This is a genomic window from Herbaspirillum sp. WTB6 (assembly GCF_057457785.1).
Genome location: NZ_CP176522.1, coordinates 3,433,197 through 3,459,677, shown reverse-complemented (window position 1 = coordinate 3,459,677; position 26,481 = coordinate 3,433,197). Strand labels below are relative to the sequence as shown.

The 26,481-nt window shown below is 60.4% G+C and carries 25 protein-coding genes and 1 tRNA gene; 4 read left to right on the top strand and 22 right to left on the bottom strand.

Annotated features, from left to right (window positions below; genetic code table 11):
• Positions 1 to 5 precede the first annotated feature (5 nt).
• The 3 genes from ACK2VC_RS16185 to cysS are packed head-to-tail and all read right to left on the bottom strand — an operon-like array spanning position 6 to position 3,061.
• A complete protein-coding gene (locus tag ACK2VC_RS16185; protein WP_486731405.1) occupies positions 6 to 980 on the bottom strand; it encodes an acetyl-CoA carboxylase carboxyltransferase subunit alpha in 975 nt (324 codons plus the stop codon).
• A 15-nt stretch (positions 981 to 995) separates the two neighbouring features.
• The gene (locus tag ACK2VC_RS16180) at positions 996 to 1,643 is read right to left on the bottom strand and encodes a DNA-3-methyladenine glycosylase family protein (protein WP_486731404.1); all 648 of its coding nucleotides are present in this window, start codon (positions 1,641 to 1,643) and stop codon (positions 996 to 998) included.
• Positions 1,640 to 3,061 carry a cysteine--tRNA ligase gene (gene cysS / locus ACK2VC_RS16175; RefSeq protein ID WP_486731403.1) on the bottom strand — a complete coding sequence of 474 codons (1,422 nt, stop codon included), beginning with the start codon at positions 3,059 to 3,061 and terminating at the stop codon, positions 1,640 to 1,642. Before cysS ends, ACK2VC_RS16180 begins: the two co-directional genes overlap by 4 nt.
• Positions 3,062 to 3,343: 282 nt before the next feature.
• Between cysS and ACK2VC_RS16170 the strand changes: the two genes are divergently transcribed.
• The 3 genes from ACK2VC_RS16170 (at position 3,344) to ACK2VC_RS16160 (ending at position 5,315) form a co-directional block, all read left to right on the top strand.
• Positions 3,344 to 3,922, top strand: a complete 579-nt coding sequence (locus ACK2VC_RS16170) for a peptidylprolyl isomerase (RefSeq protein WP_486731402.1) — start codon at positions 3,344 to 3,346, stop codon at positions 3,920 to 3,922.
• A gap of 39 nt (positions 3,923 to 3,961) precedes the next feature.
• Positions 3,962 to 4,450, top strand: coding sequence for a peptidylprolyl isomerase (locus tag ACK2VC_RS16165; protein WP_486731401.1), 489 nt, complete (start codon positions 3,962 to 3,964; stop codon positions 4,448 to 4,450).
• Between the two features lie 88 nt (positions 4,451 to 4,538).
• On the top strand, positions 4,539 to 5,315 hold the full coding sequence (locus tag ACK2VC_RS16160) for a UDP-2,3-diacylglucosamine diphosphatase (protein ID WP_486731400.1): 777 nt from the start codon (positions 4,539 to 4,541) through the stop codon (positions 5,313 to 5,315).
• Positions 5,316 to 5,465: 150 nt separating this feature from the next.
• Here ACK2VC_RS16160 and ACK2VC_RS16155 read toward each other — a convergent pair whose 3' ends face one another.
• From ACK2VC_RS16155 to rnr, 4 genes are all read right to left on the bottom strand, one after another.
• Positions 5,466 to 6,152 carry a YceH family protein gene (locus ACK2VC_RS16155; protein WP_486733264.1) on the bottom strand — a complete coding sequence of 229 codons (687 nt, stop codon included), beginning with the start codon at positions 6,150 to 6,152 and terminating at the stop codon, positions 5,466 to 5,468.
• Positions 6,153 to 6,162: 10 nt separating this feature from the next.
• Positions 6,163 to 6,912: a serine O-acetyltransferase gene (gene cysE, locus ACK2VC_RS16150; protein WP_486731399.1), complete on the bottom strand. Its 750-nt coding sequence runs from the start codon at positions 6,910 to 6,912 to the stop codon at positions 6,163 to 6,165.
• 152 nt (positions 6,913 to 7,064) lie between these two features.
• A complete protein-coding gene (rlmB, locus tag ACK2VC_RS16145; RefSeq protein ID WP_486731398.1) occupies positions 7,065 to 7,805 on the bottom strand; it encodes a 23S rRNA (guanosine(2251)-2'-O)-methyltransferase RlmB in 741 nt (246 codons plus the stop codon).
• A 3-nt stretch (positions 7,806 to 7,808) separates the two neighbouring features.
• Positions 7,809 to 10,250 carry a ribonuclease R gene (rnr, locus tag ACK2VC_RS16140; RefSeq protein WP_486731397.1) on the bottom strand — a complete coding sequence of 814 codons (2,442 nt, stop codon included), beginning with the start codon at positions 10,248 to 10,250 and terminating at the stop codon, positions 7,809 to 7,811.
• A gap of 157 nt (positions 10,251 to 10,407) precedes the next feature.
• Here rnr and ACK2VC_RS16135 point away from each other — a divergent pair.
• A tRNA-Leu gene (locus ACK2VC_RS16135) sits at positions 10,408 to 10,492 on the top strand.
• 130 nt (positions 10,493 to 10,622) lie between these two features.
• Here the strand turns inward: ACK2VC_RS16135 and ACK2VC_RS16130 are convergent.
• The 15 genes from ACK2VC_RS16130 to rlmN form a co-directional block, all read right to left on the bottom strand.
• Entirely contained in the window at positions 10,623 to 11,156 is a 534-nt protein-coding gene (locus ACK2VC_RS16130; protein WP_486731396.1) for a phosphoribosyltransferase, read from the bottom strand.
• Positions 11,157 to 11,177: 21 nt separating this feature from the next.
• The gene (locus ACK2VC_RS16125; RefSeq protein WP_486731395.1) at positions 11,178 to 12,491 is read right to left on the bottom strand and encodes an adenylosuccinate synthase; all 1,314 of its coding nucleotides are present in this window, start codon (positions 12,489 to 12,491) and stop codon (positions 11,178 to 11,180) included.
• A gap of 3 nt (positions 12,492 to 12,494) precedes the next feature.
• Positions 12,495 to 13,646: an ATP phosphoribosyltransferase regulatory subunit gene (locus ACK2VC_RS16120; protein WP_486731394.1), complete on the bottom strand. Its 1,152-nt coding sequence runs from the start codon at positions 13,644 to 13,646 to the stop codon at positions 12,495 to 12,497.
• Positions 13,647 to 13,854: 208 nt separating this feature from the next.
• Positions 13,855 to 14,745, bottom strand: a complete 891-nt coding sequence (hflC, locus tag ACK2VC_RS16115) for a protease modulator HflC (RefSeq protein WP_486731393.1) — start codon at positions 14,743 to 14,745, stop codon at positions 13,855 to 13,857.
• Complete coding sequence (gene hflK / locus ACK2VC_RS16110) at positions 14,745 to 16,052, bottom strand: FtsH protease activity modulator HflK (protein WP_486731392.1); 1,308 nt, start codon at positions 16,050 to 16,052, stop codon at positions 14,745 to 14,747. The genes hflC and hflK overlap by 1 nt, the downstream gene beginning before the upstream one ends.
• Positions 16,053 to 16,107: 55 nt before the next feature.
• Entirely contained in the window at positions 16,108 to 17,226 is a 1,119-nt protein-coding gene (hflX, locus tag ACK2VC_RS16105; protein ID WP_486733263.1) for a GTPase HflX, read from the bottom strand.
• 37 nt (positions 17,227 to 17,263) lie between these two features.
• Positions 17,264 to 17,500, bottom strand: a complete 237-nt coding sequence (gene hfq / locus ACK2VC_RS16100; protein WP_486731391.1) for an RNA chaperone Hfq — start codon at positions 17,498 to 17,500, stop codon at positions 17,264 to 17,266.
• 117 nt (positions 17,501 to 17,617) lie between these two features.
• Entirely contained in the window at positions 17,618 to 18,964 is a 1,347-nt protein-coding gene (gene der / locus ACK2VC_RS16095) for a ribosome biogenesis GTPase Der (RefSeq protein WP_486731390.1), read from the bottom strand.
• Between the two features lie 9 nt (positions 18,965 to 18,973).
• The gene (bamB, locus tag ACK2VC_RS16090) at positions 18,974 to 20,131 is read right to left on the bottom strand and encodes an outer membrane protein assembly factor BamB (protein ID WP_486731389.1); all 1,158 of its coding nucleotides are present in this window, start codon (positions 20,129 to 20,131) and stop codon (positions 18,974 to 18,976) included.
• A gap of 35 nt (positions 20,132 to 20,166) precedes the next feature.
• A complete protein-coding gene (locus ACK2VC_RS16085; protein ID WP_486731388.1) occupies positions 20,167 to 20,817 on the bottom strand; it encodes a YfgM family protein in 651 nt (216 codons plus the stop codon).
• Positions 20,818 to 20,828: 11 nt separating this feature from the next.
• Positions 20,829 to 22,172: a histidine--tRNA ligase gene (hisS, locus tag ACK2VC_RS16080; protein ID WP_486731387.1), complete on the bottom strand. Its 1,344-nt coding sequence runs from the start codon at positions 22,170 to 22,172 to the stop codon at positions 20,829 to 20,831.
• A 54-nt stretch (positions 22,173 to 22,226) separates the two neighbouring features.
• Positions 22,227 to 23,495, bottom strand: a complete 1,269-nt coding sequence (gene ispG, locus ACK2VC_RS16075; RefSeq protein WP_486731386.1) for a flavodoxin-dependent (E)-4-hydroxy-3-methylbut-2-enyl-diphosphate synthase — start codon at positions 23,493 to 23,495, stop codon at positions 22,227 to 22,229.
• A gap of 8 nt (positions 23,496 to 23,503) precedes the next feature.
• Positions 23,504 to 24,454 (bottom strand): helix-turn-helix domain-containing protein, encoded by a 951-nt coding sequence (locus ACK2VC_RS16070; protein ID WP_486731385.1) that lies wholly within the window; start codon positions 24,452 to 24,454, stop codon positions 23,504 to 23,506.
• On the bottom strand, positions 24,447 to 25,259 hold the full coding sequence (pilW, locus tag ACK2VC_RS16065; protein WP_486731384.1) for a type IV pilus biogenesis/stability protein PilW: 813 nt from the start codon (positions 25,257 to 25,259) through the stop codon (positions 24,447 to 24,449). The genes ACK2VC_RS16070 and pilW overlap by 8 nt, the downstream gene beginning before the upstream one ends.
• Complete coding sequence (gene rlmN, locus ACK2VC_RS16060; protein WP_486731383.1) at positions 25,256 to 26,440, bottom strand: dual-specificity RNA methyltransferase RlmN; 1,185 nt, start codon at positions 26,438 to 26,440, stop codon at positions 25,256 to 25,258. Before rlmN ends, pilW begins: the two co-directional genes overlap by 4 nt.
• Positions 26,441 to 26,481: the final 41 nt, after the last annotated feature.

Genomic DNA, 26,481 nt, shown 5'->3' with positions numbered 1-26,481 from the left:
CGCGCTTATTCCTGCGCGGCGATTTCCTTGAATTTTCCATAACTCATCAGTTTCTCGTGGCGCGCCGCCAGCAGATCCTTGGTCTTGACGCCCTGGAATTGGCGCAAGGCATCCGCCAGCGCCCGTTTCAGCAAGGCAGCCATCTGCTTCGGATCGCGGTGCGCGCCGCCCAGCGGCTCATGCACGATCTTGTCGATCAGGTTGATCGCCTTCAGCCTATGCGCGGTCAGGCCAAGCGCTTCGGCCGCATCCGAGGCGCGCTCCGAAGTCTTCCACAAGATCGAGGCGCAGCCTTCCGGCGAAATCACCGAGTAAGTTGCGTATTGCAGCATCAGGACCGCATCGCCGACCGCGATCGCCAGCGCGCCGCCCGAGCCGCCCTCGCCGATGATGGTGGCGATCAGCGGCACTTTCAGTTCCGCCATCACGTACAGGTTATGGCCGATCGCTTCCGACTGCCCGCGTTCCTCGGCGTCGATGCCGGGAAAGGCGCCGGGCGTATCGACGAAGGTAAATACCGGCAGGTCGAATTTTTCCGCCAGCTTCATCAGGCGCATCGCCTTGCGGTAGCCTTCCGGCTTCGGCATGCCAAAGTTGCGCAGCGCACGCTCCTTGGTGTCGCGCCCTTTCTGATGGCCGATCACCATGCACGACTGGCCATTAAAACGGGCCAGTCCGCCGACGATTGACAGGTCGTCGGCATAGCTGCGGTCGCCGTGCAGCTCATGGAAATCGGTAAAAATCTCGTTCACGTAATCCATCGTATACGGACGTTGCGGATGGCGCGCGATCTGCGATACCTGCCACGGTGTCAGCTTGGCGTAGATATCCTTGGTTAACTGCTGGCTTTTTTTCGACAGCCGTTCGATCTCTTCCGAGATATCGACCGCCGAATCGTCCTGCACGAAGCGCAATTCCTCGATCTTGGCATCCAGTTCGGCAATCGGCTGCTCAAAGGATAAAAAAGTGGTTTTTGTCATCGGACTTCTTTCGTTTCAATAGTCGCTCGGAACCGGGTCGAGGCTGCGCCACAGATACCAGGTGGCGACCGTACGCCACGGCTCCCAGTTGGCCGCGACCTCGCGCGCATCGCTGCGCGATACCGGGTCGCTGGAAAAATAATTGACGCTGATGCCGCGGATCAACCCCAAGTCGTCCAGCGGCAGGATGTTGGGCCGGAGCAAATTAAATATCAAAAACATCTCCGCTGTCCAGCGGCCGATGCCGCGAATCTGCACCAGTTCCGCGATCACATCCTCGTCATCCATCTCGACCCATTTGTCGACATGCAGACGACGCGCCTTGAAATGCTCGGCCAGATCCAGAATATATTCCGCCTTCCGCTTGGACAGCCCGCAAGCGGCAAGATTTTCATGGCCCGCCTTCAGCACCTGCGGCGGCGTGCATTTCGGACAAGCCTGCAAGAATTTCTGCCATACGCTTTCCGCCGCCTTGACCGAAATCTGCTGGCCGACGATCGAGCGCGCCAGCGTGGTGAACGGTTCGCCGCGTCCGACCAGATGCAGGTCGCCGAACTGCGGAATCAATTTCTTCATGATGCGGTCACGCTTCATCAACTCGACCTTGGCCTCTTCCCAGTAGTGCGGAACGCCGCAGCCCATCGCCGGCACCATGCGCGTCATGCCCGCCGCCATTCGGTGATGCCGCCCGGCTTGTCTTCCAGCACGATTCCGGACTCCAACAGTTCCGCGCGGATGCGGTCGGCCGCGGCGAAATCGCGCTGCCTCTTGGCTTCGGTCCGCGCCGCAATCGTTGCCAGAATTTTTTCTTCCTGCGCTGAAACCTCAGCCGGAGCGGCATGTTCGGTTGCCGGCGACATGGGTTTACGGCCTTTCAAAAAATCATTGGCATTGCGCTGTAGCAGGCCCAACACTCCCGCGAGCTGCTGCAACTGGCGCGCCAAGGCGGCTGAACGGCTGCGGTTGACTTCATTGGCCAAGTCAAACAACACCGCCAGCGCCTGCGCGGTATTAAAGTCATCGTTCATCGCGTCGGCAAAACGCCGCGCGTGGACTTCCGTCTGGTCCAGCGGCGACGCATCCGGCACCACCTCCTTCACCGCGATATACAGCCGGGACAGGGCGTGGCGCGCATCGTCCAGGTGCGCATCAGAATAATTCAGCGGGCTGCGGTAGTGGGCGCGCAGGATGAAGAAGCGCACCACCTCGGCGTCGTATTGCTGCAGCACCTCGCGGATCGTAAAAAAATTGCCCAGCGACTTCGACATTTTTTCATTGTCGACGCGCACGAAACCGTTGTGCATCCAGTAGTTCACGAAGGTCTGACCCGAAGCGCCCTCGGATTGCGCGATTTCATTTTCGTGATGCGGGAACTGCAAATCCTGGCCGCCGCCGTGGATGTCGAAGTGCGCGCCCAGCAGTTCGCAGGACATGGCCGAACATTCGATATGCCAGCCGGGGCGGCCGGAGCCCCAGCGAGAATTCCATTTGACTTCGTCCGGCTCGTTCTGCTTGGAAGCCTTCCATAAAACAAAGTCGAGCGGATCGCGCTTGCCGGTATTTACATCCACCCGCTCGCCGGCGCGCAAATCGTCCAGCGACTTGCCCGACAACTTGCCGTAGGCAGGAAAGTCGCGCACCGAATAATTGACGTCGCCATCGCTCGCCCGGTATGCCAGGCCCTTCTGTTCCAGCGTTTCGATCAGGCTCAGCATCTGCGGCACATACGCGGTTGCGCGCGGCTCGTGATCCGGCTTTTGCACACCGAGCGCGGCGGCATCCTCATCCATCGCGGCAATGAAGCGCTGCGTCAGTTGGGCGATGGTTTCGCCGCGTTCCACCGCGCGGGCGATGATCTTGTCGTCGATATCGGTGATGTTGCGCACATAGTCGACCTCGAAGCCGGAGGCGCGCAGCCAGCGCTGCACCATGTCGAATACCACCATGACGCGGGCATGACCAAGGTGGCAATAGTCATATACGGTCATGCCGCACACGTACATGCGCACCTTGCCCGGCTGAAGCGGCACAAATGCCTGTTTTTCACGCGCCAGCGTGTTGTAGATTTTCAAGGCGCTCATGGATGAATAGTCTGTTGCGGACGGGAAGCTGCTGCAGCGCGAGGTGGGCGCGGCGCGCTGCCTTCGCGGGCGGCGCCAGCCCTTGCAACCAGGCCGCCCGATCTCTCTTGCGAGAGTATTTTGATAAAATGGCTTTTTGCGGAGTATAGCATTGATGAAACTTGGCGCCGTCGCCGCGCGGCACCGAAAACCTGGCGCCGCTCGTGCCTGATGGCACTACTCAAGCACTACCAAGCCATTGACCTCCATTCCCTGCATATTGTATTTTTTCAAGGAACCAAGATGCAAGATTCACGCCGCAAATTCACCGCCCTGCTCGGCATGCTGTCACTGGCCGGCGCCATCGGCATCGCCCATGCGGCCGAAGCGCCGCAGGTCGCACTGAAAACCAGCATGGGCGAGATCGTGCTGGAACTGTACCCGGAAAAAGCGCCGAAAAGCGTGGATAACTTCCTGCGCTACGTCAAGGAGGGCCAGTACAGCGGCACCATCTTCCATCGCGTCATCAATGGCTTCATGATCCAGGGCGGCGGCTTCGACGCCAACATGCAGCAGAAGCCTACCCGCGAGCCGATCCCGAACGAAGCCAAGAACGGCCTGAAGAACGTGGCCTACACAGTGGCAATGGCGCGCACCTCGGACCCACATTCGGCCACCGCGCAATTCTTCATCAATGTTGCCAACAACGCGGCGCTGGATTACCCAAGCCAGGATGGCTGGGGTTACGCGGTGTTCGGCAAGGTCGTCAAGGGCACGGAAGTGGTCGACCGGATTCGCCAGGTCAAGACCACCGGCAGCGGCATGTACCGCGACGTGCCGGCCACGCCGGTCGTGATCGAGTCGGCCGCGCTCGTCAAGTAACGCATTTCAATCCTCCCTCTCCAACAAACAGGAAATCCCATGGCTGTTCTGCTCACCACCAACCACGGCAACATCAAAATCGAACTGGACGCCGACAAGGCGCCGAAAACCGTCGCCAACTTCCTCGACTACGTCGGCTCCGGCCACTACGACGGCACCATCTTCCATCGCGTGATCGACGGTTTCATGATCCAGGGCGGCGGCTTCGAACCCGGCATGAAGCAGAAGCCGACCAACGCCCCAGTGGAAAACGAAGCCGCCAACGGCCTCAGGAACGAGCCATACAGTATTGCCATGGCGCGCACTTCCGATCCGCATTCGGCATCGGCGCAGTTCTTCATCAATATCAAGAACAACAGCTTCCTCGATTACCCAGGGCAGGACGGCTGGGGCTACTGCGTGTTCGGCAAGGTGGTCGAAGGCACCGAGGTGGTCGATCGCATCAAGGCGGTCAAGACGACGCGCGCCGGCATGCACGCCGATGTCCCGGTCGAGGACGTGATCATCGAAAAAGCGGAAGTGGTCTGAGCCGCCAGCGGCAAACCCACGCCGGCCAAGCACGATGCCTGCACTGAACGCGCGGCCGGCCGTAACAAGCAATTCGGCGCAACCGGAAATGGTTGCGCTATTTGTTTCCGACTTGCATTTGCAGCCCTCGCTGCCGCGCACCACCCAGGCATTTTTCGATTTCCTGGAACTGCATGCGCGGCGGGCGCAGCGACTCTACCTGCTGGGCGACCTGTTTGAATCCTGGGTCGGCGACGATGACATTGCCAACCCATTCAACCGCCGCATCGTCGACGCCCTGCGCGCCGTGGCCGACGCCGGCGTGGCGGTGTTCTGGATGGCGGGCAATCGCGACTTCCTGGTGGGCCCGGAATTCGCGGCGGCGGCCGGCCTGACGCTGCTGCCTGATCCATTCGTCGCCGAATTTGCCGGGCTGGCCGGCGCGTCCGGCCCATGCCGGATCGTCCTCGCCCATGGCGACGCCCAATGCAGCGACGACATCGGCTATATGAAATTTCGCGCCGAGGTGCGCCAGAGCGCTTGGCAGCAGGCGTTTCTGGCGCTGCCGCTGGCGCAGCGCAAAACCATCGTCGCCGGCATGCGCGACAGCAGCCGCGCCGAACAGCGCCTGAAAACGGCCGAGATCATGGATGTGAATGCGGGCGCGATTGCGCAATTATTCGCCGCGAGCGGCTGCAGCCGGATGATCCACGGCCACACGCACCGGCCGGCGCGCCACGAATATGCCAGCCAAGCCGGCATGCGCCAGCGTTACGTATTGCCGGATTGGGATTGCGACGCGGCGCCGGCGCGCGGCGGCTGGATCGGGCTGGATGCGCACGGCGTATTGCATCGCTTCGGTCTTGACGGCCTGGCGCTGCGCTGATCCAGCCCAAGCGCCTCCAAGCCGGCACGGCAATAGTGCAAAATAACGGGAGTATGCCAAAACAACGATCGCGTTTCGCCCGGAATCAGCCTGCACAATATGGGGTATATAACCCTTCACAAGGACTGCGGCGGGTGCTGACGGCCGATGTCAGTCAAACTGCTTCTTGAATTGCTCAAACTGCTGCACCAGCGCTTCCAGTTCGAGCCGCAAGCCTGCCACTTCCTGTTCCAGTTGCGCCACCCGGTCGTCACGCGCCATCGGCGCCGGGCGCCCGGCAACCGCGGCTGCCTGCAGAGAAATCAGCGAATCCTGTCCCGCCAGCAAATGCGCGTAACGCGCCTCCTTCGAGCCGGGGGCGCGCTCCAGGCGCGCTACCAGGGGCGGGTATTTATCGATCAGGAATTGCAGGCCGGTTTCCACCTCGGCCACGCTGGCAAATTCATGCAGGCGGCCGCTACGGGCGCGCACTTCACCAGCGGTCTGTGCGCCGCGCAGCATCAACGTCACCAGGATCGCCAGCTTGTCCTGCGGCAGCGTCCACTTGATGCGCAGGCGGTGTTCGTACTTGATCACCCGCGCGCCGGCCTGCCGCACTTCACTGACGAATTTTTTCTCGATCAGCCGCGCCAGCACCTCCTGCACCGCCGACTCTTCCAGCGCCATCACCGGATCGCGGCTGGAGAGCTGGTTGCAGCCATTGGTCAGGGTATTGATCGACAGCGGGTAATTATCCGGGGTCAGCGCTTCCTTTTCAGCCAGCACCGCCAAGACACGAATCTCGAGCGGATCAAGCGCGGACTCTGCCGACGGCGCAGGCACGGGTTGGTCGTTCATCATGCGCGCCTCACTCGACCAGACGGGTCAGTTCGGCCGGATTGAATTTATCCAGTTCCGGCAAGGTCTCGCAGCCGATGCCAGCCGCCTTCAGCGCCGCCACGATCTTCATCATCTGCGCTTCCTGGATCGCGGCATTGTCGATCAAGCCGTGCAACGCCTTCGATAGCGGATCATCGCCATTGGGCGTCACGCCGTAGGCGGCAAACATGCGCGCCGCCGCTTCTTCGCGCACATCCATCGTTTCCTTCTGGATGATGCGCGCCGGATTGCCGACCGCGGTGGCGCCCGGCGGCACTTCCTTTACCACCACTGCATTCGAGCCGATCTTGGCTGCCTCGCCCACCGTAAATGCGCCCAGAACCTTGGCGCCGGCGCCGATGATGACGTTGTTGCCCAGCGTCGGATGGCGCTTGGCGCCCTTGTGCAAGGAGGTGCCACCCAGCGTCACGCCCTGATAGATGGTGCAGTCGTCGCCGATCTCGGCGGTTTCGCCGATCACCACGCCAAAGCCGTGATCGATGAAGACGCGCCGGCCGATCGTCGCGCCCGGATGAATTTCAATTCCGGTCAGGCCGCGCGCTATATGGGAAATGAAACGGCCCAGCCATTTCAAGTCGCGCAGCCAGCACCAGCGCGCCCAGCGGTGCATGACGACCGCATGCAAGCCGGGATAGCAGGTCGCGACTTCCCACACCGTGCGGGCGGCCGGGTCGTGCGCCATGATGTTATCGATGTCTTCGCGAATACGGGTAAGCATGGGAACTCGGAGGTGTCCTTCAAGAGGCGAGAGGGTTGCACTGGGCGTTCGCGCCAGTCGCTGTGCTGGATCGGCGCGGCGGCCAGCGCACTTTCATCGCGGCATTATAAAAGCAGGTGGCGCTGCCGCGCTTGTGATGCCGCAAAGAACGATCAGGCGCGCGCCAGACGCTGGCGACGCGCCTCGTACAGGCAGACGCCGGACGCCACCGACACGTTCAAGCTTTCCACCGCACCGAACATCGGCACGCTCACCAGCACATCACAGGTCTCGCGCGTCAGGCGCCGCATGCCCTCGCCTTCGGACCCCATCACCAAAGCCGCCGGGCCGGAAAAATCGGCCTCGTACAAGCTCTTTTCGGCAGTATCGTCAGTACCGATCAGGCAAATGTCGCGCTCCTTCAGCTCGCGCAGGGTGCGCGCCAGATTGGTCACCGTGATGTACGGCACGGTTTCGGCGGCGCCGCTGGCAACCTTGGCCGCCGTCGCATTCAAACCCACCGCGCGGTCCTTGGGCGCGATCACCGCATGCGCACCGGCGCCATCTGCCACGCGCAGGCAGGCACCAAGGTTGTGCGGATCGGTGATGCCGTCCAGCACCAACAGCAGCGGCGGACCGTCGATCGCGTCCAGCAATTCATCCAGGTTGCGCGCCAGCGACAGCTCGCCGGCTTTCGCCACCACGCCTTGATGGCGGCGCGTGCCGACGATGCTGTTCAAACGCTGATCATCCGCATGGATGATGCGGACATTGGCCGCCTGCGCCGCGCGCAGCAATTCCTGCATGCGGCGGTCGTGGCGCCCGGCGTCGACATAGATTTCCTCGACCGACGAGGCTTCATGGCGCAAGCGCGCGGTGACGGCGTGGAAGCCGAAGATCATTTTACTTTTCATTGCTTAATGTTTTTTCTTGGCGGGATTGGCGCGTGGTTTCAGTAGCGCCGCGCGGCTGGCGCCGGCGGCGGATCTGGCCGGGGCCGTGGCTTTTTTGGCCGCGGGGGCGCTCTTCCCGCCCTTGACTGCCTTGGCCGGCGGCGCCGATTTCGGTTGTTCGCGCCGTGTCTGCTCGGCGTCGGCGCGGCGCGCTTCGCTCTTCAGCACGGTCTTGATGGCCGGCTCGTGCATCAGGCGCAAATCGATCTTGCGCGCATCCAGATCGACCCGGCTCACCTGTACCTTGACGCGGTCGGTCAACTGATACCGGATGCCGGTTCGTTCGCCGCGCAATTCGTGGCGTGCCTCGTCATATTGGAAGTAATCCGCGCCCAGTTCCGTTACGTGCACCAGACCTTCGATAAACAGCGTATCGAGCTGGACGAAGATGCCGAAACTGGTCACGCCGGAAATGGTGCCGGTAAATTCCTCGCCCAGCCGGTCTCGGATGAAATAGCACTTGAGCCAGGCTTCGACATCGCGCGAGGCTTCGTCGGCCCGGCGCTCGTTGGCGGAACAGTGAATTCCAAGCGACTCCCACACCGTGAGGTCGCCCTCGCGTTTTTTCTTGCCCTCGGCCTTGTCTCGCACCTGCTGTTTGCGCGCGGCCGGCGACAACGTCGCGTTCAGGCTCTCGACGTCGATCCCTTTCGGATCGTAGCGCTTGCCCTGCAGGATCGCCTTGATCGCGCGATGCGTCAGCAGATCCGGATAGCGCCGGATCGGGCTGGTGAAATGCGCATAGGCTTCATACGACAAGCCGAAATGACCGATGTTTTCCGGACTGTAGACTGCCTGCTGCATCGAGCGCAGCAACATGGTCTGCAGCAGCAGCGCGTCCGGGCGGCCCATGATCTTGGGCAGCAACACCGCATAATCGGAAGCGGCAGGCGCATCGCCGCCAGCCAGATGCAGGCCGACCTGTTTCAGGAAAGTGCGCAACTGCTCGAGCTTTTCCTTGCTCGGCACTGCATGCACCCGGTATAGCGACGGATGCTTGTGGCGCTGCAGCAGATCGGCGGCGCAGACGTTGGCCGCCAGCATGCACTCCTCGATCACCTTATGGGCGTCGTTGCGGGTGCGCGGCAGAATCTGTTCGATCTTGCCGGCGGCATTGCAGACAATATAGGTTTCAACCGTTTCGAAATCGATCGCGCCGCGCGCCCGCCGCGCCTGCAGCAGCGCCTGGTAAACCTCATGTAGGTGCAGCAAATGCGGCACCAGTGCCGGCCGGCGCGCCGCTTCAGGGCCGGCGGTGTTGCCGATGATGGCAGCCACCTCGGTATAGGTCAGCCGCGCCGCCGAATGGATCACCGCCGGATAGAATTGGTATGCCTTGATCTCGCCCTTGGCGGAGATAACGGCGTCGCACACCAGGGTCAGGCGGTCGACGTCGGGATTCAGCGAACACAGCCCGTTCGACAGCTTTTCCGGCAGCATCGGGATGACTCGACGCGGGAAATAGACCGAGGTACTGCGTTCCAGTGCGTCGGCATCCAGCGCGTCCTTCGGCTTGACGTAGTGGCTGACGTCGGCAATGGCGACGATCAGGCGATAGCCGCTGCTGCGGCCGATCTTGATCGGCTCGCAGTACACCGCATCATCGAAGTCGCGGGCATCCTCGCCGTCGATCGTGACCAACGGAATGTCGCGTAAATCGACACGCTCGCCCAGTTCGCTGGCCTGGACTTCGCTCGGCAGCCGGGCCGCCTGTTTCAGTGCGGCGGCGGAAAATTCATGCGGCACGCCATACTTGCGCACCGCGATTTCGATTTCCATACCGGGGTCGTCGATGTCGCCGAGGATTTCGACGATCTTGCCGACCGGCTGCGCATAGCGCGACGGCTGTTCGGTCAGTTCGACGCTCACCACCTGTCCGGTCTTGGCCTTGCCGGGGGAACCTGCCAGCAAGATGTCCTGGCCGATCCGCTTGTCTTCGGGCGCGACCACCCAGACGCCGTTTTCATTCAGCAGGCGGCCGATGACGTGGGTATTGGCGCGCTGCACCACCTCGACGATCGTGCCCTCCGGCCGGCCGCGGCGGTCGGTGCCGGTGACGCGCGCCTGGACCCGGTCGCCATGCAGCACCTTCTGCATTTCCTTTTCCGGCAGAAAAATGTCGCCGCTGCCGTCATCTGGAATCAGAAAGCCGTAGCCATCGCGATGGCTACTGACCCTGCCCTCGATGAAATTCGGCAAATGGCTGAGTTCGAAATAACCGGCGCGGTTCGAGCTGATCTGGCCATCGCGCTCCATCGCGTTCAGGCGGCGCGTCAGGCCATCCAGTTCTTCATGCTGGACGCCGAGCGCCTTAGCCAGGGATTTCAGGTTGTGCGACGCGGTCGCGCTGCGCAAAATGCCGAGAATTTCCTCGCGGCTGGGGATAGTGTAGGGATATTGGCTCAAAAGCTTGTGTCTTTAATTGTGAAATTCAGTTGTGATCGATCGGAAGCCAGTGTAGCGGAGCGGCGCGATTTTTGCCCGAGGCCCGAAAGGCGTGAGAAAAAAATCGGTATGCAGTTTGACTTTCGAGGCATTTCCGCTATAATCGCATTCTTTGTTGGCCCACGTGGCGGAATTGGTAGACGCGCATGGTTCAGGTCCATGTGCCGCGAGGTGTGGGGGTTCGAGTCCCTCCGTGGGCACCAGGTAAAACCGGAAAAACCCGTTGATTCGTCAACGGGTTTTTCCGTTTACGGGCGCGCGGCGGCTGGTCTGCCGCTGCCCGTGCTTGCCGCTCCTTGCTCGGAACAGAGCGTTGCGGTGCAAAAGGGGATATCAGGCTTCCCCTTTCTTCATCCAGGCTGCCAACTGGTGTGGCCGCAGACCGTCATACTCTTCAAATGGCTGGTGAATCCAGGGATTGGTCGGCAAATAATCAAGATAGAAATCCGGCTTGACCGCCGAGCAACCCTTGCACCAGATTACGGCAGACTTGATCTCGGTCACCGCCGGAAAATTTTCCTGCAGATGGTGCTGCACCTTTTCCAGCGTCACACCGGAATCCACCAGATCGTCCACCAGCAGCACCTTGCCGGAGAGCGCACCTTTGGTCATCGTGATGTACTTGGCAATATCCAGATTGCCACGCACCGTGCCGGCCTCCTCCCGATAAGAACTGGTTGAAAGAATCGCCAGCGGCACATCGAAGATGCGGGAAAAAATATCGCCCGGCCGCAAGCCGCCACGCGCCAGGCACAGCACCTGGTCGAATTTCCAGCCCGATTCATGCACCAGCAGCGCCAACCGCTCGATGGCGCGATGGTATTCGCGCCACGATACCCACAGGTCCTTGTCAGTCGATTCGGCCATATGTCGTCTCGTGCTTTCCTGTTATTTGAATGGGTGGCGCAAGACGATGGTTTCTTCCCGGTCGGGCCCGGTCGATACCATGTCGATCGGCACTCCGGTCAACTGCTCGATGCGCTTGATGTAAGCCAACGCGTTGTGCGGCAACTCCGCCAGCGCCTTGATGCCGACCGTCGATTGCTTCCAGCCCGGCATTTCTTCGTAAACCGGAACGCAACGCGCGGCATCGTCGGCGCCGATCGGAAAAATGTCGATCTGGCGACCATCCAGCATGTACCCGGTGCACAGATGCAGCCTTTCCAACCCATCCAGCACGTCCAGCTTGGTCAGGCAAATGCCTGTCACGCCGTTGATCTGCACCGAGCGCCGCAACAGTGCCGCGTCAAACCAGCCGCAGCGGCGCGCGCGCCCGGTGACGGTTCCAAATTCGTGGCCGACCGCCGACAAATGCTTGCCAACACCGTCGGCGGTCGACAGTTCAGACGGGAACGGGCCGGAACCGACGCGCGTCGTATATGCCTTGGTAATCCCGAGCACATAGTGCAGCATGTTGGGCCCGACACCAGCGCCGCTCGCGGCGTTGCCGGCAACGCAGTTGCTGGACGTGACAAACGGATAAGTGCCGTGGTCGACATCCAGCATACTCCCCTGAGCGCCCTCGAACAACAGGTGCCCGCCGGCGGTATGCGCCGCATACAGTGCGCTGGGAACATCCGCCAACATGGGCGCGATACGCGGCGCAGTGGCCAGCGCATCATCCAGCGTCTTTTGATAATCGACCGGCTGCACCTTCAGGAAATGACTCAGCACGAAATTGTGGTAATCCAGGTTCTCGCGCAGCTTGTCGCTAAACCGCCGTTCGTCCAACAAGTCGGCCACGCGAATAGCGCGCCGCGCCACCTTGTCCTCGTAAGCCGGCCCGATGCCCTTGCCGGTGGTACCGATCTTGGCGTCCCCGCGGGCGGCTTCGCGGGCCACATCGATCGCAACGTGATATGGCAGGATCAGCGGACATGCCTCCGATATCTTCAGGCGGGAAATGACTTCGACGCCGATCGCTTCCAGCTTGTCAATTTCGCGCAGCAGATCCGGCACCGACAACACAACGCCATTGCCGATATAGCAGGCCACGCCAGCGCGCATGATGCCGGACGGAATCAGTTGCAATGCAGTTTTTTGACCATTGATCACCAGCGTGTGGCCGGCGTTGTGCCCGCCCTGGAATCGCACCACGGCTTGCGCATGGTCGGTCAGCCAATCGACGATCTTGCCCTTGCCCTCATCGCCCCACTGGGTGCCAATGACAACAACGTTTTTCGCAACACTATTCTGTACCATTACTTAATCCAAATCCTTGAGAATCCAGTTTCCATTTTCAGCCACCACCACCCGATCGCAATCGAATTCATCGGGGCTGGTCTGCTGGCCAGGCAGGCTTTGAATCACCACCTCGCCGTTTTCGCGCCATGCCGCAATTTTCCTGCGCAAGTCAGGATCCGTGCTCCACGGCGCACAAATTGCGCACTTGCGTCTGGCCACCGGCAACAGGCGTGCCAGTTCGCGCAAATCCATCGAAAAGCCGGTTGCCGGGCGCGCCCGCCCGAAGGCTTCGCCAACATGGTCATAACGTCCGCCGCGCACCACTGCGTTCGGAAGGCCGGGAACGTACACGGCGAACATCACGCCGCTGTGGTAGTGATAGCCACGCAAATCGGCCAGATCGATCGTCACGTTCGCGCTTGCCGCCAGTTCCACCAGCGACTGCAACTCGTCCAACGCCTTCTGGATGCCGGCCAATGGCGGCAATACCCGCCGCGCCTCGGCAATCACCCCAGCATCACCGTACAGTCCGGGCAACGCCAGCAACGCGGCCCGCGTGACCGGGTCAAAATGGGCGCTGATCTCGCGCAGTCCAGGCATATCCTTGGCGCCCAAGAGTGCAAACAGTTCCGCTTCACACTCCTTGGCGGCGGGGTCGTTGGCTACCAGAGCGCGCAATACTCCGACATGGCATAAATCCAGACGCAGTTGCGAAACTCCGGCCAGGGCTAGGCAGGCCAGCGCCAATTCCTGGATTTCGGCATCCGCTTCGAGCCCTGCGTGGCCGTAAATTTCAGCGCCGATCTGGAACGGCTCGCGCGTCGCATGCAGACCGCTTGGCAGGGTGCGCAGCACGGTGCCGGCATAGCAAAGGCGGGTGATTGAGGTCCGATTCAGCAAATGGGCATCGATCCGCGCCACCTGGGTCGTCATGTCGGCACGCACCCCCATGGTTCGCCCCGATATTTGATCGACCAGTTTGAAGGTGCGCAGATTGGTGTCCTGTCCGGCGCCGGTCAGCAAGGACTCCAGATATTCCAGCATCGGCGGCATGACCAACTCGTAGCCGTAGACGCGGAAGCGATCAAGCATGAGGCGCCGCAACTCTTCGATCTTGCGCGCCTCGGACGGCAGGACATCGGCAATATTTTCAGGAAGAACCCAATGTGGCATAGGAAAAATTTAAAAAAAGTCTGCCAAATCGGGACTGGCGAGATTAACCAAGACATCAGGCTGGACGGACATATCTACCATCCGAACACCCTGTGCTGCCATAAAAATCCAGAGGCGCATATGCGGGAAAAGATCGCGCGAACGCAGACGCCGCCTTCAACTGGCGGCATCTGCGTTCAATTCCAGCAATTCACATTTGCCGCATTACCTACTTCTTCGGCGCCGCGGCGCTGCCGCCAGGAGCCTTGAAATACTTGAAGAATTCGGAATTCGGATCAACCACCAGCAGATCACTGCGCGTCTTGAAACTAGCCCGATAAGCTTCAAGACTTTGATAAAACTTGTAGAACTCGGGATTTTGACCAAATGCCTCGGCGTAGGTACGCGATGCCTTCGCATCCCCTTCACCGCGAATTTTCTCCGCATCGCGATAGGCTTCGGCCAGAATCACCACCCGCTGCCGGTCGGCATCGGCCCGAATTTTCTCCGACTCGGCGGCACCGGTCGAGCGCAACTCGTTGGCTACCCGGGCACGCTCGGATTTCATCCGGTCATAGACCGAGGCGTTGATCTGATCGACATAATCGACCCGTTTCAAGCGCACATCGATGATCTCGACGCCAATCTGTTTCGCTTCGTCCTGTACTTTCTTGCGGATTGCATCCATCACCTTGCCGCGCTCGCCGGAAATCACTTCACGCACCGTACGCTTGGTGATTTCCTCGTTGAGCGCCGCCTTGACGATTTGCGCCATCCGGTTCTGGGCGCGCCGCTCATCGTTGCCGAAGCTGACAAAATACAGCCGCGGATCGGTGATATGCCATTTGACGAAAGTATCGACCAGAATATTTTTCTTTTCCGCCGTAATGAAGCGATCGGTATCGGCCGCATCAATCGTCAAAATCCGCTTGTCCAGAAACAGCACATTCTGGAATGGCGGGGGCAGTTTGAAATGCAGCCCTGGTTCATTGATCACCTGCTTGACTTCGCCCAACGCGAACACGATCGCATACTGGCGCTGGTCAACCACAAATACCGTGGACAGCAAAATGAACAACGCGATGAATCCCAGGACGATGGAGGTCAGGAGGCGGTTCATTATCGAACCTCCCGTTGACGCGAATCCCGGTTGCGTACATCGCGCTGGCGGCTGTCGGAGGGCGATGACGGCATCTCGGCATCCTGCTTGCCGTCGCGCACGACCGGTGCGGCCGGCACCAAAGCAGGTGATTTACCGTTGCTCAGATCGGTAGCCGCTGCCTGCGCAATAAGCTTGTCCAACGGCAAATAAAGCAGGTTGTTACCGCCTTTGGCATCAATCATCACTTTTGTGGTATTTGCGAATATTTGCTGCATGGATTCGAGGTACATGCGGTCACGGGTGACGGCCGGCGCCTTTTGATATTCGGTCAGCACCTGTTTGAAGCGCGATGCATCACCCTCGGCCGTTGCTACCACGCGAGCGCGGTACGCCTCCGATTCCTGCATCAGCCGCGAAGCCGCGCCGCGCGCTTTCGGAATGACATCATTGGCGTATGCCTGCCCTTCGTTTTTCTGCCGCTCACGATCCTGCCCGGCCTTGACTGCATCGTCGAAGGCCGCCTGCACCTGCTCGGGCGGCTGTACACCTTGCATCGTCACATTGGTGATCTGGACGCCGGTCTGGTACAGATCAAGAATGCGCTGCATCAACTGGCTGACGTCGAGCGCGACTTTCTCGCGTCCCTCATACAGAACAAAATCCATCTTGCTTTTGCCAACCACCTCGCGAATCGAAGTTTCAGCAACCTGACGCACGGTTTCTTCCTGGTCGCGATTATTGAACAACCATTCGGAAGCGCTTTTCAACGTGTACTGCACGGCAAACTGGATGTCGATGATATTTTCATCTTCAGTCAACATCAGCGCTTCCTGCAGTTGCTTGTTCTTGGTATTCGAGCGATAGCCGACTTCGACCGTGCGCACCTGGGAAAGATTGACGGTTTCGTGGCTCTGAATCGGATACGGCCAGCGCCAGTTAAAACCCGGAAGCGACATGTGGCTGTACTTGCCGAATGTCAGGACGACGCCGGTCTGGCCCTCTTGTACAATGAAAAAGCCGCTCGCCAGCCACAAGAACAGCGCAATGATTGCGATCACGCCGGCACCGATGCCGGTACCCTTCATATCGGGCGTGAACCCACCACCGCCGTTGCCGGAATCGCCGCCACCCTTGCGATTGCCAAACAACCGGTTCAGGCGCTGATTGAAGTCACGCCACAATTGGTCAAGGTCCGGCGGGCCGTCGTTCGGCCTTCTGCCGTCCTGCTGCTGATTCTGCTGATTGCCATCCTGGGAGTCGCGCCCCCAGCGAGGATCGTTCAGTGAAAATCTCAAGCCGCGTTTTTTTAAAAAGGAAACAAGCATTCTATGAGGATCCGGCTCTTATTAAGTTATGGGTTGGAATGCCCGCTAACATCGTTCATATTTCAGCAGCTATCGTCGCAACCTGTACTTTATCGATACGCGCCGTGGTGGTCATCTGTGCGAATTCCGCAATGGCCTGCCGCAGCAAATCCAAACCGCTCCCTGTCTGAGCGCTGATAAAAATACGGCAAATTTTATCATACTCGTCACGCTCGACCGCTGGCCCCAGATCGGTCGCATCGATCTTGTTCCATACCAGGATTTGCGGGACGTGATCGGCGCCGATTTCCTGCAAAACGGCATTGACTTGCGCAATTTGCTCCAGCCTCGCCGGGCTAGCGGCGTCCACTACATGCAGCAGCAAATCAGCTTGTACGGTTTCGGCCAAGGTAGCGCCGAACGCCGCTACCAGTTGGTGCGGTAACTCCCGAATGAATCCCACCGTATCCGATATCACCACGCTCCCCGCTTCGCCAAGGTAAATACGACGCGAGGTCGTATCCAGCGTCGCAAAGAGCTGATCGGCTGCATACACCCCCCCTTTGGTGAGGGCATTGAACAAGGTCGATTTCCCGGCGTTGGTATATCCCACCAGCGAGACGGAAAAGGTGGCACTGCGCCCGCGCGCACGGCGCTGGGTCTCATGCTGGCGACGCAGTTTGTCCAGCCGGGAACGCAGCGTCTTGACTCGAATCCCCAGCAGCCGACGGTCCGTTTCCAACTGCGTCTCGCCCGGTCCGCGTAAGCCGATGCCGCCTTTTTGCCGCTCCAGGTGCGTCCAGCCGCGCACCAGGCGGGTCGACAGGTGCTGCAATTGCGCCAGTTCAACCTGTACCTTGCCTTCGTGACTCTTGGCGCGCTGCGCGAAGATGTCCAGGATCAGGCTGGTCCGATCCACCACCCGGGTCTGCAGCACGCGCTCCAGATTGCGCTGCTGCGCAGGTGTCAGCGCGTGATTGAAAATGGCGATATCCAGTTGATGCTCTACCACCAACTGGGCAATTTCCTGAGCCTTGCCCGATCCGACAAACAGTGCCGTATCCGGGGTCGTGCGTTTTCCGGTGACGGTGATGATTGGGGCGGCGCCGGCGGATTTCGCCAACAGGGACAACTCCTCCAACGTGGCAATGAAATCGGTGTTGCCGAAATCTATGCCAACCAGCGCGGCACGCATGCTGATCGCGTCTGTCAAGAGGGAACGCTTTCCGGCATCAGTCAGACTCGGCTTCGATGTTCAGGTTGACTGCGCGCGCAGGAACGACTGTTGAAATCGCATGCTTGTAGACCATCTGCGTCACCGTATTACGCAACAGGACGACGTACTGGTCGAAGGATTCGATATGGCCCTGGAGTTTGATTCCGTTCACGAGATAAATCGAGACCGGAACGTGTTCTTTACGCAAGGCGTTGAGGAAGGGGTCTTGTAACAATTGCCCTTTGTTGCTCATGGCAGCTCCACTGTGTTGTTGTGTTCAGGAGTTGGAGGCGACCCGTTCAATTTCAAGTGCCCCACGGAGAGTATGTCGCGACTTTAATCGATTTCAGGACCGAGCGCCAACCGGCGCTTACTTTGGCTGTCGCGCGTAAGGATTTTTCCCGGTCCGAAATTCGATGCGCATCGGAGTCCCAACCAGCGAAAAGGTTTCCCGGAAATGTTTTTCCAGATAACGCTTGTAGTTGTCTTCCACGGCTTCCAGTGCATTGCCATGAATCACCACAATTGGCGGGTTCTTACCGCCCTGATGGGCATACCGCAGCTTGGGTCGAATCGAGCCCTTGCGGCGTGGCTCCTGCCGCTCCACCGCTTCGATCAGCGCCCTGGTCAGCTTGGGCGTCGTCAAATCCGCCATGGCGGCGGCGTAAGCCGCGTCCACCGACTTCATCAGCGGGCCGATCCCGGTTCCTTTCAATGCGGAAATAAAATGGAACTTGGCGAACGTCAGAAAATCCAGCTTGCGTTCCAGATCAATTTTTATCTCATCGCGTTCCGGGCTGGTCAGTCCATCCCACTTGTTCACCGCCACCACCAGTGCCCTGCCGGTTTCCAGAATGAAGCCGGCGATATGCGCATCCTGCTCCGAAATATCCTGCTGGGCGTCGAGCAGCAGGATGACGACGTTCGCTTCCGAGACCGACTGCAGCGTTTTCACCACCGAAAATTTTTCAATTGCCTCAAACACCTTGCCGCGGCGGCGGATGCCGGCGGTATCGATCAAGGTGTATTGCCTGCCGCCGCGCTCGAACGGGATTTCGATTGAATCCCGCGTGGTTCCGGGCATGTCGAAGGCGATCACCCGCTCTTCGCCAAGCAGGGTATTGACCAGCGTCGATTTACCCACATTCGGGCGACCGACAATGGCAATCTTGATACCTTGCTCAGTCACCGGGGCCGACTCGTCCAAGGCCGGTTGCGAACGCGCCAGAGCCAGATCAAGCGCCTCGTCCACCAGGTCCATGACGCCGTCGCCGTGGGCGGCGGAAATCACATACGGATCGCCCAGCCCCAGTTCGTAGAAATCAGCCGCCACCGTCGTGTATTTCATGCCCTCCGATTTATTGACGACCAGCAAAACCGGACGCCCCGCCTTGCGCAGAAAATCGGTAATCGTCTTATCGTGGGGCGTCAGTCCTTGCCGACCATCGACGATGAAAACCACAACGTCGGCTTCGGCCACGGCCTGCCTGGTCTGCTTCGCCATTTCATGCAGAATGCCGTCTTTCGCGACCGGCTCGAAGCCGCCGGTATCGATCACCAGGAAGGGCCGCTCGCCGATCCGGCCGTGACCGTAATGGCGATCGCGAGTCAGCCCGGGAAGGTCTGCGACCAGCGCGTCACGCGAACGCGTCAAGCGGTTGAACAGCGTCGACTTACCAACGTTGGGGCGTCCTACAAGGGCAATAACCGGTTTCATCAAATTTTTCTATTCGGTGGTCAAGGCGACCACGGATCCGGCTTGAGTTTGGAAAATCAGGTTGCGGCCGACCACCACAGGTTCGGCAAGAACCGCGCTGCCGTCACTACTGACGCGGCCGATCAGGGAACCATCCTCACGTGAAAGAAAATGGACATAGCCCTGATAGTCGCCAACCGCAACGGCCCGCCCGAACGAAACCGGAGCCGACAGGCGGCGGTATGCCAGCTTGTCGTTACGCCAAGTGCTGGCGCCGCTCTGACGGGAAAATGCCGTCACGGCACCGCGCTCATCCGCAGCAAAGACAAAACGCTGGTCGATGGTGACCCCGACATAACTGGAAAATTCCTTGATCCAGCGCGCTGCTCCAGAGCTGGCATCAAAACAGCCGACCCGCCCTTGATACGCTACCGCGCACACCTCGCGCTCAAGCAACGCCGGGCGGCCCGAGGTGTCGGCGATACGTTCCAGCTCGGTGGTGCCACGCGGATCGCCTACCGCGACCTCCCAGCGTGGACCGCCGTTACTGAGGGCCAATGCGGATAATCTGCCTCCGGGCAGCGCCACGAATGCGGTTTCGCCACTGATTACGATTCCGGGTGCGGTGCGCAGCGTCAGTGGCGGAATTGCACGCTGCGCGGCCCAACGGCGGGCGCCGCTACTGGCGTCGTAAGCAACGATATGGTTATCCAGGCTGCGCACGACTACCAGGCCCTGGCCAACGGCGGGAGCCGAAAGAATTTCACTGCTTGCCTGCGCCTTCCAGCGCAGCTTGCCATCGGCGTCAAATGCCAGCACGGCACCCTTCTCGCCGGCCACCGCCACGGTATTGCCATCGGTACCGACGCCGGCGGTCAGCGGAGTGCCGGCATTGATGCGCCAGATGGCGCCGCCGCTGGCGACATCGATCCGCATCAGGGAACCGTCGGCGGCGGCGACGAACACGCTATTACCGGCCACTGCCGGAGAAAATAGATAGGCTCCGGCACTCCCGATCGAGCTGGACCATGCGGTGCCCACCGCCAGCGTCGGCGTGAAATTCACCAGCGCGGCCGGCGGATTGAGCGGCGGCGCCTTGCGCGCAAACGGGTTCAGCGAGGACAAGGTGGAACACCCGGTCAACAAGGCGACAGCGCCGATCGCGACCAACTTGGTTGCTCTATGCATTTGATTTTTTTCCCTTATGCCTTTTAAGCCGGCACTCAACCGGCGCTCTTCGCCGGCGCGCCACCAATCGCATCCAGCTTCAACTGCACCAATTGCCGGCCGGGATTTTTTTGATCCATTTTTTCCATGGCAAGCTGATAGGCGCTGCGCGCCTCTTCCAGCTTGTCTTGCGCCACTAGGAGATCCCCTTTGCGATCCGCAACTTCGCTCTCAAACGCCGGCGGAAAAGTCCCCGACAGAACTTTCATGCCTTCGTCATAGGTTTTTTGGTCCAGGTAAATGGCGGCCAGTCGGATTTTCGCCAATGCCTTGTATTCTTCGTCGCGCGCGTTGTCGGCAGCCCATTGCAATTGCACGCTGGCGGTCTTCAGGTCGTTCGCGTCAAATGCCGCTTTGGCCGCCGTGAGCGCCGCCATCTGTGCGTATCCGGTTCGGCTGAACTTGTCTTCCATGTCGCTTGCGGCACGCTGCACCTTTTCATTGTCCTTGGCGCCGACTGCTTTCTGCAACTCTTCATAGAGCTGTGACGCCTGTTCCGACTGCTTCGCCTGGTACCAATTCCAGCCGGACCATCCGGCATAACTTCCGAGCGCGATAATCAGCAACCACGTCAGCAGATTGCCATACTGGTTCCACCATGCCTTGAGGGTTGCGAGCTGTTCCTGTTCTTCGAGATCGTATGCCATGATGGATAAATTTAAGGATGATAATGAACGTGGTCGTGGTCGTGATCATCGCCGATAATTTGGTCGACCAGATAATCGGCTACCGCATCAAACGCAACCGCAACTTGCTGGTTGTCGCCATCGCCGTCACGCAGTGCCTTGATGGCGGCAGTGCCGGCGGCGATTTCATCGTCGCCGATGATGATCGCGTAGGCCGCGCCGCTGGCATCCGCCCGCTTCATTTGCGACTTGAAGCTGCCGCTGGCATTCGCCGCCGCGCAATGTAGCACAACATCCAGGCCGGCATCGCGCAATCGCTCGCCCAGTACGAACGCCTGCAATTGCGCCGCCTCGCCCTGGTGCACCAGATAGATATCACACTGATTGGGTGAAACCGGCTCGCCGCTGGCGCGCATCAATTCCAGCAAACGCTCAACGCCCATGGCAAAACCACAGGCCGGCGTCGGCTTGCCACCGAACATCTCGACCAGCGGGTCGTAGCGGCCGCCGCCACACACTGTGCCTTGCGCTCCCAGTTGGTCGGTGACCCACTCGAATACCGTCCGGTTGTAGTAATCCATGCCCCGCACCAGGCGCGGATTGATCGTGAACGGGATATTGTTGTGGCGCAGGATTTTCTGCAGCCCTTCGAAATGCGCCTTCGATTCCGCCTCCAGATAATCCAGCAGGCGCGGTGCTTGATTGATCATGTCCTGCATTGCCGGGTTCTTGCTGTCGAGGATGCGTAGCGGATTGGCATGCAAACGCCGCTTTGCATCGGCATCCAGCAGGTCGGCGTGCTGCTCGAAGTAGGCAATCAGGTCGGCCCGATGCCGATTGCGCTCGGCGGCGTCGCCGATCGAATTCAATTCGAGCCGTATGCCCTGCAGTCCGAGATCGTCCCACAGACGCTGACACAGGAGGATCAGTTCGGCATCGATGTCCGGCCCGCCAAAACCAAGCGCTTCCGCCCCGACCTGGTGAAACTGTCGGTACCGGCCGCGCTGCGGCCGTTCGTGCCGAAACATCGGGCCCGCATACCAGAGGCGCTTCGGGCCATCGTAGGTCAAATTGTGTTCCAGCGCGGCGCGCACCACGCAGGCTGTGCTTTCCGGCCGCAAAGTAAGCTGATCGCCATTCATCGAATCGGTAAACGAATACATTTCCTTTTCGACGATATCGGTCACCTCGCCTAGCCCGCGCGCGAACAAGGCGGTGGATTCCAGGATCGGAGTACGAATTTGCTGGAAACCGTAGCTTTTCAAGATCGTATGGGCGGTGTTCTCGAACAGTTCCCACAGTGGTGCATCTGCCGGCAGGATGTCGTTCATCCCTTTCACGCCGACGATTTTTTCCGTTTTTTTACTATCCGACATCGTTTTGAGAGAGTTGGTGAGGCGCGTTCGATTCTTGCGCCGGAACAAGGAGATTCAGGCGGCCAGTGTCTTACCGTAATGCGATCGGACATAGGCCAGCACAAGCTCCTGGAATTCTTCGGCGATATGCTCGCCGCGCAGGGTCAGTTTCTTTTCACCGTCGACAAACACCGGCGCCGCCGGTGACTCACCGGTGCCCGGCAAACTAATGCCAATATTGGCATGTTTTGATTCGCCCGGGCCGTTGACGATGCACCCCATCACCGCCACGTTCATGTTTTCAACCCCCGGGTATTGCTCCTTCCAGAGCGGCATCTGCTCCCGCAAATAGGTCTGGATCTTGCTGGCCAGCTCCTGAAACACCGTCGACGTGGTGCGGCCGCAACCAGGGCAGGCGATCACCATCGGCGTAAATTTCCGCAGGCCCATGGTTTGCAGGATTTCCTGCGCCACCACCACTTCCTTGGTACGGTCGCCGCCCGGCTCCGGCGTCAGCGAGATCCGGATCGTGTCGCCGATCCCTTCCTGCAGCAAGACTGACAACGCTGCGGTGGAAGCGACAATCCCCTTGCTGCCCATCCCGGCTTCGGTCAGCCCGAGGTGCAACGGATAGTCGCAGCGGCGCGCCAGCTCGCGATACACGGCGATCAGGTCCTGCACACCGGATACCTTGCAGGACAAGATGATGCGGTCGCCTGCCAGCCCCAGCCCTTCGGCGCGCCGCGCATTCTCGATCGCCGACGTGATCAATGCCTCATACATTACCGCCTGTGCATCCCACGGCTGGGCGCGCCTCGCGTTTTCGTCCATCGTGCGTGCCAGCAAGGCCTGATCCAAGCTGCCCCAATTGACGCCGATGCGTACCGGCTTGTCGTATTTGCAGGCGATCGCGATCATCTGGGCGAACTGACTGTCGCGCTTGGCGCCATGGCCGACATTGCCCGGGTTGATCCGGTATTTCGACAAGGCTTGGGCGCAATCCGGGAAATCGTTCAGCAGCGTATGGCCGTTGTAATGAAAATCGCCGACCAGCGGCACATCGACTCCCATGCGGTCGAGCTGATCCCGAATAGCCGGCACGGCGGCCGCCGATTCCGCGTTATTGACAGTAATGCGCACCAATTCGGAGCCGGCGCGCGCCAGTTCCTTGATCTGGATCGCGGTTGCCACGACATCCGCGGTATCGGTATTGGTCATCGACTGGATCGCCACCGGCGCCGCGCCGCCCACCAGCACTTCCCGCGTGCGGTAGCGAATGCTGACGCGGCGGCTTGAGCGGCGCGCGCCGGAGCCCGAGGGAATCGGTTCGGTAACGGATGACATGCTGTGCCTTACTTCAGGTTGATACGCGCCACATTGCTGGAAGCGCCGGTTTTCAAATCGAGCGGTATGTTGCGCAGAGAGGCATCGACGCCGGCGCTATTGCCCACCACCAGTGATACCGGTTCGACGATTTTGAACGTTTCCGTGGTGCCTGCCTTGGCCAGGCGCGCGACAACCACGCTACCGTCCTCGCGCTTGATCTCGATCCAGGAATCCTGGCGCAGCACCAGGCTCAACAAGTCATCGCCCGTCGGCGATGGTGCCGCTGCGGTAACCGGGACTGCCTCGGCCGCTGCTTGCAGCGGCACCGATTTCGCGGCGGTCGCGCCAGTATCCACCACCTGGATCAAGTCCGCCTTTGCCACCACACCGGCCGCCCCTGCGTCGCCGGCGTCGTTATCAACCGCGACTTTAGCCGGGACCGCAGCGGGCTCCGCGATTTGCGCCGCCGGCTGGCCGCCAACGACTGCCGATAACCCTTCGGATACATCAGACCACCAGCCTGCCTGCTGGACTCCCCAGACGCCGCCACCCAACATCAGGGCCAGCGCCAACAGCAACGCGCCTTTCCGGTTTGGCGCAACCCGATCGCGATACATCGATGGCAACCGCGTTTCAGAAAACGGTGCCGACAAGTCGCCTTGCCGGCGTATCGATTCGATTGGAGAGCAAGCATCGGCAGTCACCGTCGCCAGCAGCGGTGCCGCATCGATTTTCAGCAAGCGAGCATAAGTGCCGATGAAGCCGCGCGCCACCATCATGCTGGGCAGGGCTTCCCACCGATCGGCTTCGATGGCCTCGATCTGGCGCGGCGCCAGCTTCAGTTGCGTCGCCACCTGCTCGATCGACCACCCCTGGGATTGACGTGCGGCGGCCAGTTGGCTGCCGGGTGACGGCGGCGCAGCAGCCGGCGCCAGGCCGTCGAAGGTGGAAGATTCGTTGTGTGCCAGCTCACTCATCAAACGCTCCGCGCAAATAGCTCGCGTATTCCGTTGAGTCCGGGAAGCGTCGCCGCAACTGCGTTACCAGGCTGGCCTCCGCGCTCCTCTGCCCTTGCCGGCGCTCCAGCTTGATCCCGATCCAGAGAATTTCCGCAGTCAGCTGTCCCGACTTGAGCGCGCGATCGATATGAAACCGCGCCCGTTCATCGTTTCGCTGTCCGTAATAGACCTTGGCCAGATTGGCGTTGACTGACGGATTGGCCGGCTCATACTGAAAAGCCTGCAAAAAATAGCGCTCGGCGGCTGCATCATCGTTCAGCTTCAGGCTGCAGGCGCCGGCATTGTTCAAGGCCTTGGCCGGCGACTGGTACGACTTGTTGGCCAGTGCCGCTTCAAAGTACGGCAGCGCCGCCTTCTCGCGCCCGTTCTGGCACAGGAACCAGCCATAGTTATTCGACAAATCGGGATTGCGCGGCTGCAGCTTGAGCGCATGCAGCAGATTGTCTTCGGCCAGGCGCGTCTCGCCCATTTCCATGTAGATCAATCCGCGCAGGCTGTAAGCGTCGGCGAAGGAAGGGTCGGCATTCAGCGCCTGCTTGATTTCATCCAGCGCCACTTCCAGTTGCCGCTGGCCGTAATATCCGATTGCCAGTTGCATGCGGATTTGCGCTCGTTTCTGTGCGTCGGTTTGATCGGAACTGGTACGTAACTCGGCCTGCGCGCCGCCGCCGTCACTGCCCGCCTGGTTCGCCGCGCAGCCGCCGAGTATGCCAAACACGGCCAATGCGATCGCCAGCGGCAAACCGGCCAGAATCCGCGTCACGAAGAGACCTCCACCACGCGGCCAAAATCCTTACCGTACTTTTTCTGGTATTCGGCCATTTTCTGCATGCGCTCCTGCACCTTGGTGCGATCCTGCACCTCGCCGGCCAACTGGCCGCAAGCGGCGTCGATATCGTCGCCGCGGGTCTTGCGGATGGTGGTGACGATGCCGGCATCCATCAGGATTTGTGCAAAGGCCTTGATGCGCTGGTTGCCGGATCGCTTCAGTCCGGATTCGGGGAAAGGATTGAATGGAATCAGGTTGAACTTGCAGGGCAGCGGCGCGGCCCCGCCTTGCACCAGCGCAAGCAGTTCGCGCGCATGGGCGTCGCTGTCGTTGACGCCATCCAGCATGCAGTATTCAAACGTGATGAAATCGCGCGGCGCATGCGGCAGGTAGCGGCGGCAGGCCGCCAGCAGTTCCGCCAACGGGTGCTTCTTGTTCAACGGCACCAGGCTGTCGCGCAACGCATCGTTCGATGCATGCAGCGACACCGCCAGCGCCACCGGGCATTCCTGCGCCAGCTTGTCGATCATCGGTACCACGCCGCTGGTGGACAGCGTCACGCGGCGGCGCGACAGGCCGTACGCGTGATCATCCAGCATCAGTTTCAAGGCGCCCACTACCGGATGGAAGTTCAGCAGCGGCTCGCCCATTCCCATCAACACCACGTTGGTGATCTGGCGCTCGCCCTTGGGGCCGCCCTCGATGCCCTTGCTGCGGCGCAGGGTAAACTCAGCCAGCCACAACTGGCCGATGATTTCGCCGACCGTCAGATTGCGACTGAAACCCTGCTTGCCGGTCGAGCAGAAGCGGCAGTTGACGGCACAGCCGGCCTGGGTCGAAATGCACAGCGTGCCGCGCGTTTCTTCCGGAATGAAGACCGCTTCGACCGCATTGCCCTTGCCCACATCCAGCAGCCATTTACGGGTGCCGTCGGCCGATATATGGTCGCTGATGATGCCCGGCGCGGTGATGGCGGCATGCTGCGCCAACTTGTCGCGAAAGGACTTCGCCAGATCCGTCATGAGCTCGAAATCGCTGGCGCCGAACTGGTGAATCCAGCGCTGCAACTGCCGGGCGCGCATTTTGGCGCGACGCGGCTCTTCGCCCAGCTCGATGCAAAAAGCAAGGAGTTGGGAGAAATCCAGATCCAGCAGGTTGGTAACGGCAGCGACCATGATTGACTCGATGTTTCGCCGCCACGTTCAGGCTCTCGCGC